The organism is Spirosoma oryzicola, from assembly GCF_021233055.1.
GTDB lineage: Bacteria > Bacteroidota > Bacteroidia > Cytophagales > Spirosomataceae > Spirosoma > Spirosoma oryzicola.
In genome coordinates, this window is the sequence record NZ_CP089538.1 from 4,105,595 (window position 1) to 4,119,949 (window position 14,355).

Here is a 14,355-nt window from a genome sequence, read left to right on the forward strand (position 1 = left end):
TGATACGCCACTAGCCGATAAAGCAGGCAAGAAAGGTATTTATACCCATACAAAAACAAATTTTATTACGCTGGCTTTACGGATGACACGGCCTCAAAGGCTGGCTTTATCCTCACTACAACGCCTTTTAACCAAAAATCACCGGGTCGTTTGTCGCTGAACCGGTGATTTTTAGGCTAGTATAAAAACGGATTAGATCGTTTTCTTTTTCGACTCTTTCAGGGCAAAGTCAACGGCACGCGCAGTCAGGGCCATGTACGTGAGCGACGGGTTTACGCAGGACGCCGAGGTCATGCAAGCGCCATCGGTGACGAATACGTTTTTAACGGCGTGCATCTGGTTGTTACCATTCAGCACCGACGTTTTCGGATCACGCCCCATCCGAGCGGTTCCCATTTCGTGAATCGCCATACCCAGGTACGAACCCCGGTCGTAGGCTTTCACGTTCTTCACGCCAGCCGATTCGAGCATTTCCTTGGCATCGTTCATCATATCGACGCGCATTTTCTTTTCGTTTTCTTTCAGCTCGGCATCAAAAACGGCCAGCGGCATTCCCCACTTGTCTTTCTCGTTTTTGTCGAGATACATGCGGTTTTCGTAGTACGGCAACGTCTCACCAAAAGCGCCGAGGCCCATTGTCCACGGGCCGGGTTTCGTCAGCTCTTCCTTGTAATCAGCCCCAAAGCTCATTTCGGCAATGTTACGCTGCCAGCCCTGGCGACTGCCGCCCCCCTGGTAGCCGAAGCCGCGCAGGTAATCGCGTTTGTCGTTACCGATGTTGCGGTAACGCGGTACGTAAATACCGTTGGCTCGCCGACCGATGTAATATTTGTCCAGATCGCCTTCCCAGTCGCCGGAAGCCCCCGTACGGAAGTGGTGATCCATCAGGTTATGACCCAACTGTTCGGAGTCGTTACCGAGTCCGTTAGGGAACCGGCTTGACTTGGAGTTCAGCAGAATCGACGTAGTTCCGAGGGTACTGCCGCAGGAAAAAATCAGCTTGGCAAAGTACTCACGGCCCTGTAAGGTCACGGCATCAACGACCCGCACGCCTGTAGCGCGTTTCTGGTTTTCGTCGTACATGATTTCCGTAACAACCGAATCAGGGCGAAGGGTTAGCCGACCGGTTTTAGCCGCGTACGGCAGCGTGCAGGACTGGGTGCTGAAATAAGCGCCGTAGGGACAACCCAATGAGCATTTGTTCCGGTACTGGCACGGAGCACGACCAATGCCCAGCTGCGCCTGACCCGCCTTCGACAGGTTAGCGACCCGACCAATGGTCATTGTCCGACCCGGAAAGTTTTTCTCAATCCGCTTCCGAACTTCCTTTTCCACGCAATACATCTCCATCGGCGGCAAAAAGTCGCTGTCGGGCAGTTGCGGCAGATTAAGCGCTTCCCCCGAAATGCCGACTACTTTTTCGACATATGAGTACCAGGGAGCAACGTCTTTGTAACGGATTGGCCAGTCGACGGCAATCCCGTCTTTGGCGTTGGCTTCAAAATCGATGTCGCTCAGTCGGTACGATTGCCGTCCCCACATAATCGACTTACCCCCAACGATGTTAGGCCGAAACCAGTCGAACCGCTTTACTTCTTTATAGAGCGAATCCGCATCCTTCATCCAATACGTTTCGGTCATCTCGTTGTACGGATAATCGCGCATCAGTTTCGGGTGCGTTTCTTTCTGCTCCGTGGTCAGTCGGCCGTTGTACTTCAGCTGCCAGGGGTCTTTCATGGCGTTTTCGTAGCCCGTTACGTGTTCGAGCTGGTGCCCTTTTTCGAGCATCAGCACCCGCAGGCCCTTTTCGGTCAGTTCTTTAGCGGCCCAACCACCCGTCACACCCGATCCGATGACAATGGCATCGTAGGTCGTTTCTTTTATAGAATCAATATTGAGGTTCATTTTTGACGATGTTTTCAGTCTATAGTTTTGGTTTCTGATGCCGGTTCAAGGGATTGAAACGACACGAAAACCTGAGCTACAGACGGTTATAATGCCCATGTTTTCTGACCGGGTTTTAAAGGCATACAGCCGTTGAACTGTCCGGGAACGGGAAGGTATTCTAACGCTTTGGTAGCACCAATTTCAGAGGTGAAATAGCCGGTAGTGGTCAGTTCCTTCATCCGCAGGAAGAAAGGCTTATCGTCGGTCATGGTCTGTTTCACCATTTCGTTCTTCTGAGCTACATCCAGGTCCGTGAATCCTTTGCCGAATTTTGTTTTGCTAGTAGCGTCCAGCTTGGCTAGTCCGGCGTAGAAATTGTCTTGGTCACTCTTGGGATAACAATCGCGCATGACCCGAACGATGAATTTTTCGGCGCCAGCGGCTTTGGCACCGGGCGTACTCGTAGTCGGGATGATTACATCAGCAACTTCGGCCAGCAGCGCTTCCTGTTCAGCCGTGACGGCCACACTAGGTCCGGTATTGATGACCCGGCCCATAGCGCCCGCAAGCGTGGGTGCCGACAGCAGCCCGCCCATCATCAGGGCCGCTTGCTGTATGGCTTCTCTACGTTTCATAAATAGTCAAGTAAACGTGATTAAAGTGAGTTTCGGTTGTAAAACGAACGGGAGTAGCAGGAAAAATACATTTCTAACCAGCAAATTATCCAATCTTTTTCAAAGAAGGAAAAACGCTGATCAGAAAAGACGGGCACGAAGGAAATATCCTCTATTTGTACAAAAATAGTTGCCATTCCGAGCTGCGGTTTCAGGCATGGGCTAGGTAGTTTTGCCACTTGAACCCAAACACACCGACGAAGCGCCGGGTTGTTAGGTTATGAGTAGTGCAGCATTACTGGTTACATTATTAGCTATTGTTACCGCATTAGCGGCCCTGGCCGAGCGGGTTCGAATTGCCTCTCCGATTGTGCTGGTGTTGGCGGGGATCACCATTAGCCTGATTCCCGGCTTACCGGAAGTCGTGATCAGACCCGACGTTATTATCCTTATTTTCCTGCCGCCTTTGATTTATGCCGCAGCCTGGAATACCTCCTGGGCCGATTTCAAGGCCAATTTCCGTCCTATCTTACTGCTGGCGTTTGGTCTCGTTCTGTTCTCTACGGCGGGCGTAGCCTGGGTCGCTCACACATTTATACCGGGCTTCTCGTGGCCATTGGCTTTTGTGATGGGAGCGACCGTATCGACTACCGACCCTATTGCCGGTACGGCGGTTATCAAACAAATGGGGCTGCCGCGTCGGGTTATTGCCATTCTGGAAGCCGAGAGCCTTGTCAACGACGCCACGGGACTTATTGCGTATCGTTATGCCGTCGTGGCGGTAACGACCGGAAATTTTGTGCTGCTGGAAGCAGGTCAACAGTTCCTTGTCGTTGTTTTAGGCGGTATTCTGATTGGTGTGGCGTTGGCATGGCTCGTCAAGGCTATTCATCAACTGACCAATGACACACCGGTTGTTGAAACCACGCTGACCCTGCTTATGCCCTTTGCAGGCTATATCGTTGCGGAGGAACTGCATGTGTCGGGCGTGCTGGCCGTATTATCATCGGGCTTGTTTCTAACGCTCCGGTCTTCCGAGTTTTTGTCGCGGCAGGCTCATTTACAGATCATCAACATCTGGAACGTTGTCACATTCCTGCTCAATAGTGCCGTATTCGTGTTCATGGGTTTACAACTCCGACGGATCTTGATGACCACGTCCGTCTATTCACCAGGAATGCTTATCGGCTACGGGGCACTGATTAGTCTGGCGGTTATCGTGGCGCGCTTTGTATGGGTATTCCTGGCAAGTTATATCCCTCGGTTATTCGGCAGACACCACGCTCCGCTGTTCAACAACAAACTGCTTACCGTGATAGGCTGGACGGGCATGCGGGGTGTACTCTCGCTGGCAACGGCGCTGGCCCTTCCGCTAACACTGGCAAACAAATCACCATTCCCTCACCGCGACCTTGTTATTTTTTTCACCTGCTGCGTTATCTTTTCTACGCTCGTTCTTCAAGGTATCGCCTTACCTTTTCTGATCCGCTGGCTGAACATTGAACCAGACCAGCGCTCCAAGCAGGATGAAGTCAAACTGCGAATTCGACTGGCAGCCAGCGCTATTGAGCACCTGGAATCGAACTATTCCCTGAGCGACGATATATCCGACGAGGCCCTGGCTTTGCTCAAGCATAAATACGAAACCCGCATCGACCGGCTACGCCTTCAGCAAGACCGCCGACGTCGGCATATCAATGAATCCGAAGTGAAAGAATCGCTTCGGATTCAACAGGAAATTATTCAGGTCGAGCGCGAAATGGTTTCTCAACTCCGCCGGGAAGGTCGCCACGACGACGAAGTACTACGCACGATCCTGTATGAACTGGACCTCGAAGAGTCACGATTGCTGATGGAAACGATGGGCTAATACCGGACTACCCATAAATGGTCGAATCCAGAAACGCGTTTCGAAATTTGCCTTTCGGGTCAAAATCCCGGACCAGCTTTTTGAAATCGTCCAGCTTCTCGTAGCGGGATTGCAGTTTGGCCGCCGATAGCGTAAACAGTTTTCCCCAGTGCGGACGCGCCCCAAACGGCTCCAGCTCTTTTTCGATCATCGGCAGTACCTTACTGACCGACGCCCAATCCTGTTTCCAGGTAAAGTGAATAGCCAGGCTCGGCTGTTTGTAGGCCATACTCATCCACAAGTCGTCGGCGTCGATGGTGCGAAGTTCCGAAATCAGCAGGTGCGGGCTAATGTGGTCGCGGAGCCGCTCGACAGCAAGAATCGCTTCGACGGCATTTTTGTACGGGACAAAGTATTCCGATTGCAGTTCTTTGCCGCTGCTCGGTGTAAAGCCCATTCGGAAGTGGGGTAAACGCTCATACCAAGGACCCGGTACGCCCATCTGTTCGGTACAGTTCTCAGCCGATATTTCGGCAATAGGATGCAGATTTTTGGTAGCCAGCGTAGCACCGAAGAAATCCGGTTTAGCCTTCGCCTGATCATCTTTCTTAGCGCGGCTTTTAATCCACACTTCATTGACGCGCTTTTTCTGCCAGTCGGTAAACAGGCTGACGCTGTAACCACCCGACATGATGGCATCGAAATTTCCGCTCATCTGATCCAGCGGGAGATCGACATACACGTCCTGCCGCATCGTAAAGGTCGGCTGTACGTCGAGCGTCATTTTTGTGACAACCCCCAACGCGCCAAGGTTAACGACAGCCGCCCGAAAGGTGTCGCCGTCTTTCGCGCGTGACAAGGTTCGTACATCGCCATTGGCCAGCACAATTTCCATCGCCGATACCGCCGTTGCCAGATTCCCGTTTTTCACCCCTGAACCATGCGTAGCTGTTGCGCAGGCCCCAGCCACGGAGATGTGCGGTAACGACGCCAGGTTGTGTAACGCGTATCCTTTGCTATCGAGGTACGGCGCTAACTGTCCATACCGCATACTAGCGTCAACCGTTACTGTACGAGCCTCCGTATCCATTGCCAGCACCTTGTCCATCTCCCGGAGCGAGATAAAATTATGGGTGCTATCGGCAATACCGTTGAAGCAGTGACGCGTGCCCAGCACCTTCAATTTGTCGTACTTTTTTACCAGTTCCGACACCTGCTCGATTGATTTGGCAGCGTACAACCGACTGGTGCTGTAGGTATAGTTACCGGCCCAGTTCTTTAACTTTTCGTCCGATACTAGCTGAGCCAGTGGAGAGATGATTGGAGTTGCCATTAAGGCCGAAGATAGTTTAAGAAAGGTTCTTTTTTTCATAGTTACAGGGTTTCGGCTAAACTAATTGAATTAATTGATAGACCAGTCGTCTTCCAGGGAGAGATACAGCCTTGTTCATCTGAAGTCACTCTCTATCAAATGATTATTTAATCCCTATTTAAACTAATAAAAATACCAAAATAAGTTGACTCTAGCCAAATTACTCCATACATTAACCGTTGAATCAACATTTACCGGTCATGAAAACGTTATTCGTAGCAACCGCTTTTTTGTTGAGTATGGCTTCGTACAGTTGGGCTCAGACCGACACGGAAGCAATCAAACGGGTATTGTACAACGAAACCGAAGGGTTTTTCAAGCGCGACAAAGCGAGATGGGCTGCGGCCTGGGCTCATGAGCCTTACGTGAATTTTGCGGCTAATCTATACGGGGGTGACTTTATGCTCATCAAGGGATGGGCTAATTTGGAAAAGCAGTTCGCCAACCAATTCAAGAGTTCAAAAGTCTCGGACAACGTAACGGTGCAGAATGCCAACTATATCATCCATCAAAACGGGAATATGGCTTTAGTCACCTACGATCAGACGCTGCTGGACAGTCACGGTAAGACAACATCGAAAGAGACGCGGGTCGTTGAAAAATTCAACGGCCAATGGAAGATAATCAACGTAATTGCCCTGACCAACCTAAAGAATTTTGGGTTAGCGCAGGCGCAGAAAAAGTGAAGTAAGCAATGTGCTGGTGTCTTCCACAGAGCATGGGTCCAACTTAAAAAGGAAAGAGTCCGGTCGTACACGCACGACCGGACTCTTTCCTTTTTACTTTTTTAGATTAGCTGAACTGTTTAACCAGCCCTTCCAGTGTGTGTAGGGGTTGAACGCCCGACTGCCGCCAAACAATCTTTCCGTCTTTAAACATGATCATGGTCGGGATACTCCGAATCTGATACTGGTTGGCCGCAGCCTGCGCTTTATCGACGTTGATCTTAACGACCCGTACTTTATCGCCAGCGCGGTCGGTGAGTTGCTTCAGGATGGGAGCCTGCTGTTTACAGGGACCGCACCAATCGGCGTAAAAATCGACAAGTACGGGCTTGTCTCCTTTTATGATGTCCTGGAATGTTTCTTTGCTCTGATTCATGGCCTTGTTGCGTATGTTGATTCGATGTGGTTCTTTCGCATAGGAATAACACTGCCCTGTTCGTGGCGGTTCACTGCTATAAACATCGCTTTGCCCGAATAGTTATGCGCTTTACCCTGCTCCTATTATCCGTTTTGCTGACAACCACTGCACTCGCACAACTACCTTACGCAGAAGAAGTTGCCAAATACCGCGAAACGTACAAAAGTGACTTTATAACCTCCTCAAGTAGCCCGCTGAAATCGAAAGACGATCTGTCATTTCTGCGATTCTACGAACCCGATTCGACCTACCGTGTTATCGCTACCATTCAGTTGACGCCTAAAGCGGAGCCGTTCGATATGCCCACCTACAGCGGCAAAACACAACCCCACGTAGCCTACGCCCTGCTATCGTTCACGGTAAACGGCAAACCCCAACAGCTAACGATCTACCGCAATCTGAACTTGCTACGCATGCCGGAATACCGTGATTACCTGTTTCTTCCGTTTAAAGATGCTACGTCCGGCCTATCAACCTACGGCGGAGGCCGCTACCTCGACTTTCGCATGGGCGACATCAAAAACGGGCAGATGACGCTTGACTTCAACAAAGCGTACAATCCGTATTGTGCTTACCGCGAAGGGTACTCCTGCCCGATTCCGCCCAAAAACAATGTTTTGCCGGTAGCCATTGAAGCGGGCGAAAAAACATACGGCAAGGCGCATTAACCTGTTTCTTACTACCGTGCTTAGTAACCCCAGGCCAGTAATCCGCCATCTACGGCAATGACTTGACCAGTGATATAGCCCGATGCGGGCATCGTCAGAAACGAAACGGCGGATGCTACCTCGGCGGGTTCGCCAATCCGGTTCATGGGCGTTCGCTTAAGAATGCCACCTAACTTTTCGGGATTGGTCAGAACCGGCGCGGCTAAGGGCGTATTGATGTACCAGGGCGCAACCGCATTCACCCGAATTCCATCCGACGCCCATTCGACCGCCAAATTGCGCGTCAGTTGCAGCATAGCCGCTTTGGTCATGCCATACAACGAGCCACTACTGGTATGTGTAAGCCCCGACACTGACGATACGAAAACGATTTTTCCACCCGCTTCGGATTCCTTCAGCATCGGGTAAGCCGCCTGACTTAGTTCGTAGGCCGAGCGCAGGTTGGTGTTCAACACATAATCGTACTCGGCAGGACTGTATTCGGCAGTGGGTTTCCGGATATTCGATCCGGCATTGTTGACCAGAATATCCAGCTTACCCCAGGTCGTTTTTACGGATTCAATGATCTGAGCCGCTACGCCCGGCTGACTAACATCGGCCGCAATTCCCTCGACCGTATGGCCTTGCTGCCGGTAATCGTTGATCTGTCTCTGAAGCAATTCATTGTCGCGAGCCACGATAAAAACCGAGGCTCCCAGATCGAGAAACTGACGGACAATAGCCTCGCCGATACCTTTGGTTCCGCCCGTTACGAGCGCACGTTGACCGCTCAACGACCACAGCGTTTGATTCATACAATAGCTTTTTACACGTTTTTCTCGCTAATAAGCGCGAAACTAAACGCCAATTTCCGCAGAACAAAGCTTGTTTTCCGCTTAATTTAAAACAGGTTTATCGACAAGCGCGTCTGTTCGGCTTCGGACTGTTGTGTCCGAATTCGTACAACCGTGTTAATCCGAAAAGCAGTCCATTTTAACCGAAAAAGACTTTTTTAATCCTGGCAAGCCATTTGTTCTACAAAAATTGAATATATCTCAATCGTATGAGAAGATCGTATCTGGGCGAGTTCGAAGAGGTGGTTTTATTGACGGTTGCCGTGCTGGGCGATGGCGCTTATGGCGTGGCGATTACCGATGAGCTTGATCGACAGACCGGGCGCTCGGTAAGCATCAGCGCCGTTCATGCCGCCCTCCATCGGTTGGAAGAAAAAGGGATGCTGTCTTCCCGCATGGGTGATGCCACCGCCGAACGCGGAGGACGTCGTAAACGGCTGTTCGCGGTCACGGCATTAGGTAGCCGGACGCTGCATGACATTCGGGCCACGCGCGACCAGTTGTGGAGTTCCATTGCGCCCAACGCTTTACCGGCTATCAGCCTATGAACGCTAAGAAACGACTAGACAGCCCAGAAAAACCAGTAGCCCCGCCCCGTTGGGCCGACCGGCTGCTCGAATGGTTCTGCGCTCCACATCTGCTGGAAGAAGTGCAGGGCGACTTGCACGAACGCTTTGAGCGCAATCAAACCCAGCTGGGCGAGCGATCCGCCCGGCGGCAGTACGCCAAAGAAGTGCTGAGTTTCCTGAAACCCTTCGCGATCAAACGAAATCCAACGGACTATCCCTCCCCTTTTTTCCTAAATCCTGCCATGCTACGCAACTTTTTCAGAATCGCCTTTCGTAATCTGGTCAAGCACAAAGCCAGTACGCTCATCAACCTGTTTGGCCTGACGCTGGGCGTAACGGCCTGCCTGGTTATCTACCTGATCACCAACTACGAGCTAAGCTACGACACGTTTCATCCCGATAAGGAGCGGATTTACCGGCTTGTTGGCGACGTAAAATATGAAGCGAACGACGAACGGCATCCCGTTGGTTTTGTTCCCAATGCGGTTCCGGCGGCTGTTCGAAACGAGATTGCGGGCGTGGAAACGGTAACCGCTTTTCACAATATCGAAACCGACGTACTGATTCCGAACGGCAGCGAAAAGCCGGTACGCTTCGAAAGCCGCCGGAGCACAGGCAACAATGCGGATATTATCGTTGCTGATCCACAGTACTTTTCTGTTTTCAACTACAAATGGCTCGCTGGCAATCCCCGCACAGCGCTCAATGAACCGTTCAAACTAGTACTATCCGAGCGCAAAGCACGCACCTATTTTGGTGACATTCCCCTCCAGCAGATGCTGGGCAAAGAAGTCATTTACCGGGATTCGATACGGACTAGCGTGGCGGGTATCGTGCAAGACTGGGAGCAGCCAACCGACTTTACGTTTACCGATTTTATTTCGATGGCTACGGTACGGGCCAGTCAGCTAAAGCAGGACATCGACCTCGATCAATGGAACGACAACTGGTCGGCATCACAGGCTTTCGTTAAACTGCCCCAGGGTACAACACCCGCTCAGCTAGCCGCTCAATTTGGACAATTTTCGAAGCGTCACTACGCGAAGGAAATGAAGTTCTGGCCGAGTTTACAGCCACTTTTCGACCTTCATTTCAATGCTAATTATGATGACAACTACTCCCGAAAAGCGCACCTCCCGACCCTATACGGCCTGATGGGTGTTGCGGCTTTCATTCTGATCATTGCGGCTATCAATTTTATCAATCTATCGACGGCACAGTCTGTTCAGCGGTCAAAAGAAATCGGTATTCGCAAAGTCATGGGAAGCAGCCGGAACAGCCTGATCGTTCAGTTTCTGAGCGAAACAGCGCTGCTAACCTGCCTGGCGGTAGTGCTGGCTTTACTGCTTACGAAGCCGATCCTGTCATCGATTCAATCCTTGACGCCAAACGGCTTAACGTACAGTTTATTCAGTCTCAAAACGCTCGCTTTTCTGGTGGCGATGGTGCTGATCACGTCGTTGCTGGCCGGTTTTTATCCGTCCTGGCTCTTATCATCGTACCTGCCAGCGTTGACATTAAAAGGGCAAAACGCCTTGCCCGGTAGCCAGAAAGGGTATTTCCGGAAAGGGCTGATTGTGTTTCAGTTTACGGTGTCGCTGGTTTTCATTATTGCCACGTTGATCGTCGGTCAGCAGCTTGATTTCATGCGCAACAAAGATCTGGGCTTTACCACGAACGCTACGCTTGAAGTACGCACCCTGCGTGATGATAAAAGTCAGGTACTGGCCGAAAAAATTAAACGGTTATCGGGTGTTGATCGGATATCGATGCAATGGTTTTCGCCGATGGGCGGTGCATACATGATGACCAAGCTGAAATATCCCGGAAAAAAGACGGTAGATATGAAGTCTTCGATCAAGGTGGGCGATGCCAATTATATACCGCTCTATCAGTTACGCTTGCTGGCGGGTCGAAATTTTCATCCAGGGGATTCGCTTCGTGAACTGGTCATCAACGCGACTTTTGCCAAAGCTATGGGCTTCAAAAAGCCAGCCGACGCGGTAAACCAACAGCTCCAATTCAACGATAAAATGTATCCTGTCGTTGGCGTTGTCGCCGATTTCCACGAACAGTCATTTCACGAAAAAATCTCCTCGTCTTTTATTGGCTACATCCCCCAACTAGCACGCAATATTGGCGTCAGACTAACGACAAAAGGCAGGCACGCCGACGATTTGAAAGCAACGCTAGCGAGTATTGAACAAGCCTGGAATGAGGTGTACCCAGACAACAAATTCGACTACGCATTTCTTGATGATTCCATTGCCAAACTCTACGAGAAAGAGCAGAAAACTGCTCAACTTGTCAATCTGGCGACGGCCATCGCCATCCTGATTTCCTGCATGGGCTTGTTTGGTCTGGCTACGTTCACCGCCGAACAGCGCACGAAAGAAATTGGCATTCGTAAAGTGCTTGGGGCCAGTGTCGGCAGTATCGTCGGCTTACTGTCGAAAGACTTTTTGAAGCTGGTTATCATTGCCTTGTTTATTGCTTCGCCAGTGGCGTGGTGGGCGATGACAACGTGGTTGCAGGATTTCGCCTACAAGATTGATGTGGCGTGGTGGGTGTTTGCCTTGGCGGGTTTGGCAGTGGTCCTGATTACGCTCCTGACCATCAGCTTCCAGAGCTTAAAAGCCGCCCTGACCAACCCGGTAAAGAGTTTACGAACGGACTAAAAGTCTTGCTCCCCATGCTGAAAGTGGTATCGCTAAGGCCACCCATTTGGTGGTGTCGGCGGGTCCGCCCGCGCGGTTCTCAAAACAGTATTGTCCGAAATCCGTACAATGCATGATGTGGTGGTGTCGGTTTTAAGAAACCGACACAGATTGCTGACGCGAAGTGTCGGTTTTGAGAACCGCGCGGGCGGCCCCGCCGACACCACTATAGAAGGACATCGGATCGAAGCAAATTTAACATTTCGGACAATACTGGTTCGCAAAACCGACACCACTGAAAAATAGGTTATTTCCTGACGGGTTTGTTGGTCATGTAAAACGTCAGTTTACCGCCTTTTAGAATATCAGCGTGCGTAATGCTTGGCTGCGTTAGTGGTTTGCCGTTTAAAAGCACTTTTTGAACGTACACATTTTTGTCGCTCTGGTTGATGGCCTCAACTGTAAACGTCTGACCATTTTCGAGTTGCAATCGGGCACTCTTAACCGATGGACTACCCAAGGCGTATTCGTCTGATCCCGGCGCTACGGGATAAAAACCCATCGACGAGAACATATACCAGGCGCTCATCTGCCCGCAATCGTCGTTACCGCCCAGACCGTCGGGAGTGGGTTTGTACTGCATATTAAGAATCATACGAACGCGCTCCTGCGTTTTCCAGGGTTGGCCCGCCCAGTTGTACAGATAAGCGACGTGGTGCGCCGGTTCGTTGCCGTGAATGTAGCCGCCAATGATGCCTTCGCGCGTAATATCTTCGGTTTCGGCAAAAAACTTGTCGGGCAGGTTCATGGCAAACAACGTATCGAGCCGGGCCGCAAACTTCTTGGGGCCACCCATGTACTGGATCAAAGACGCCGGGTCCTGAGGGACGAAGAAGCTGAAGTTCCATGAATTTCCTTCGATAAACCCTTGCCCGTGCGTACTGAGCACATCAAACTCTTTCTTGAACGACCCATCGGTCAGGCGCGGACGCATGAAGCCAATCGACTTATCGAACACGTTTTGCCAGTTCTGAGCGCGTTTGCGGTAGGTTTCGTACACGTCCTGCCGGTTTAGTTTCTTCGCCATCTGGGCGATACACCAGTCGTCGTAGGCATATTCCAGCGTGTTCGACACCGATGTTCCATTAGCCGACGCCGGAATGTAGCCCTTGTCGATGTAGTCGCCGATTCCTTCGTAATCGCGGTGATTGGAGGTAGCAATGCAGGCATCGAGCGCTTTTTGGGCGTCGCCGTTGAATACGCCTTTGATAACTGCGTCGGCTATTACTGACACGCTGTGGTAGCCGCTCATGCACCAGTTGTCGTTGGCGTAGTGCGACCAGACCGGCAGCATTTTCAACGTGCTCTGATCGTAGTGACTAAGCATAGATTTGACCATGTCATTGTTACGGGCGGGCTGCATAAGATTGAAAAACGGATGCAACGCCCGGTACGTATCCCACAGCGAGAACGTCGTATAATTCGTAAATCCCGCTGCCTGATGAACACCCTGATCCAAGCCTTTGTACTGCCCATTCACGTCCATATACTCCGTCGGATTAATGAAGGTATGGTACAGCGATGTGTAGAAATTCACCTTATCGGTTTCCGACGCGTCAATCTGAATTTTGTTCAGCTCCCGGTTCCAGTCGGCCTGCGCTTTGGCTTTGACCTGCTCGAAATTCCAGTGCGGAACTTCGGCCCGCATATTCGCCAGGGCATTTTCCTGGCTAACTGGCGATAAAGCCATTTTTAGCTTTACCTGCTCGCCTTCTTCCGTGTCGAAGTCGAAATACATCCGAATCCGCTTACCAGCGATGTCCGGAAAATTGCGGGTCTGGTCAAACTTGCGCCAGAAGCCTTTGTAGACCTGCGCTTTGTCCAGATTTTTCTGACCGTAGCTTTTGAACGGCTTCGAGAACGACAAGGCAAAGTACACCGTGCGGGTGCGCGCCCAGCCGTTGGTTTGCCGGTAACCAGTCACCAGTGTGTCGTTCACCACGCGTACGAATGTCCAGACGGTCTTGTCGTCGTAATTGTAGATGCCATGCATTAAATCGAGAATGATGTGCGACTGGTCGGACTTGGGAAACGTGTACTGGTGAAAACCGACCCGGTTCGAAGCGGTCAGCTCGGCCAGAATTTTGTGATCGTCGAGCTTTACTTTGTAGTAGCCTGCTTCGGCCACTTCATTCGCGTGAGAGAAAGCCGAGCGGTAGCCGCTCTTTGGATTCGAGGCCACCCCCGGATTGAGCTGTAAAGCGCCCTGCGTGGGCATAATCAGGAAATCGCCCAGATCGGAATGGCCCGTACCGCTGAAATGCGTGTGGCTGAAACCGACAATCGTTTTGTCTTCGTACTTATAACCAGCGCAGTACTTGTACACATCGCCGTTGTATTTGCCGTTGAGTTCGTAGGATAGCGTATCGGAGTCAGGACTTAGCTGAACAGAGCCGAAGGGAACGGTAGCGCCGGGGAAGGTGTGCCCCATTTTCTCGGTACCGATCAGCGGGTGCACATAAGGAACCAGGTTTTGTTGAGCGTAGGAAACAAGTAAAACGAATTGAAAGAGGATGGTCAGGTTTACTTTAATCATTTTCTGAATGAGTAGAAATAAGGCTAAAAGGTACGAAAAGCTTCGCTAAACCCCTATTCGCATCGCCCATGGAGGTCTATTATCCCGCACCAGCCTGGACCGCTACCAAAGATTATAGCCAGCTGGAAACGATTTATTGCCGGATCTGGCTTATTTAAGTCCAACAA

Annotated in this window: 11 protein-coding genes; 5 read left to right on the forward strand and 6 right to left on the reverse strand. The window is 51.0% G+C overall.

Annotation, left to right across the window (positions count from 1 at the left end):
* Positions 1-192: 192 nt before the first annotated feature.
* Together LQ777_RS17380 and LQ777_RS17385 are read right to left on the reverse strand one after the other, a co-directional pair.
* Positions 193-1,905: a GMC oxidoreductase gene (locus LQ777_RS17380; RefSeq protein WP_232559204.1), complete on the reverse strand. Its 1,713-nt coding sequence runs from the start codon at positions 1,903-1,905 to the stop codon at positions 193-195.
* 86 nt (positions 1,906-1,991) lie between these two features.
* Positions 1,992-2,522, reverse strand: coding sequence for a gluconate 2-dehydrogenase subunit 3 family protein (locus LQ777_RS17385; protein ID WP_232559205.1), 531 nt, complete (start codon positions 2,520-2,522; stop codon positions 1,992-1,994).
* 259 nt (positions 2,523-2,781) lie between these two features.
* On the opposite strand from LQ777_RS17385, the gene LQ777_RS17390 reads away from it, so the two are divergent.
* Entirely contained in the window at positions 2,782-4,371 is a 1,590-nt protein-coding gene (locus LQ777_RS17390; RefSeq protein ID WP_232559206.1) for a Na+/H+ antiporter, read from the forward strand.
* A gap of 7 nt (positions 4,372-4,378) precedes the next feature.
* Here the strand turns inward: LQ777_RS17390 and LQ777_RS17395 are convergent, their stop codons facing one another.
* Positions 4,379-5,722, reverse strand: a complete 1,344-nt coding sequence (locus LQ777_RS17395; protein ID WP_232559207.1) for a D-arabinono-1,4-lactone oxidase — start codon at positions 5,720-5,722, stop codon at positions 4,379-4,381.
* Between the two features lie 200 nt (positions 5,723-5,922).
* Here LQ777_RS17395 and LQ777_RS17400 point away from each other — a divergent pair, with 200 nt between their 5' ends.
* Entirely contained in the window at positions 5,923-6,408 is a 486-nt protein-coding gene (locus LQ777_RS17400) for a Cif family virulence factor (protein WP_232559208.1), read from the forward strand.
* Positions 6,409-6,514: 106 nt separating this feature from the next.
* Here the strand turns inward: LQ777_RS17400 and trxA are convergent, their stop codons facing one another.
* On the reverse strand, positions 6,515-6,823 hold the full coding sequence (gene trxA / locus LQ777_RS17405) for a thioredoxin (RefSeq protein WP_232559209.1): 309 nt from the start codon (positions 6,821-6,823) through the stop codon (positions 6,515-6,517).
* Positions 6,824-6,927: 104 nt separating this feature from the next.
* On the opposite strand from trxA, the gene LQ777_RS17410 reads away from it, so the two are divergent.
* Positions 6,928-7,533: a DUF1684 domain-containing protein gene (locus LQ777_RS17410; protein WP_232559210.1), complete on the forward strand. Its 606-nt coding sequence runs from the start codon at positions 6,928-6,930 to the stop codon at positions 7,531-7,533.
* A 20-nt stretch (positions 7,534-7,553) separates the two neighbouring features.
* Here the strand turns inward: LQ777_RS17410 and LQ777_RS17415 are convergent, their stop codons facing one another.
* Positions 7,554-8,327 carry an SDR family oxidoreductase gene (locus LQ777_RS17415; RefSeq protein WP_232559211.1) on the reverse strand — a complete coding sequence of 258 codons (774 nt, stop codon included), beginning with the start codon at positions 8,325-8,327 and terminating at the stop codon, positions 7,554-7,556.
* A 248-nt stretch (positions 8,328-8,575) separates the two neighbouring features.
* Here LQ777_RS17415 and LQ777_RS17420 point away from each other — a divergent pair, with 248 nt between their 5' ends.
* Positions 8,576-8,914 (forward strand): PadR family transcriptional regulator, encoded by a 339-nt coding sequence (locus LQ777_RS17420; protein ID WP_232559212.1) that lies wholly within the window; start codon positions 8,576-8,578, stop codon positions 8,912-8,914.
* The gene (locus LQ777_RS17425; RefSeq protein WP_232559213.1) at positions 8,911-11,613 is read left to right on the forward strand and encodes a permease prefix domain 2-containing transporter; all 2,703 of its coding nucleotides are present in this window, start codon (positions 8,911-8,913) and stop codon (positions 11,611-11,613) included. Before LQ777_RS17420 ends, LQ777_RS17425 begins: the two co-directional genes overlap by 4 nt.
* Before the next feature lie 286 nt (positions 11,614-11,899).
* Here LQ777_RS17425 and LQ777_RS17430 read toward each other — a convergent pair whose 3' ends face one another.
* Positions 11,900-14,188: a GH92 family glycosyl hydrolase gene (locus tag LQ777_RS17430; RefSeq protein ID WP_232559214.1), complete on the reverse strand. Its 2,289-nt coding sequence runs from the start codon at positions 14,186-14,188 to the stop codon at positions 11,900-11,902.
* Positions 14,189-14,355 lie beyond the last annotated feature (167 nt).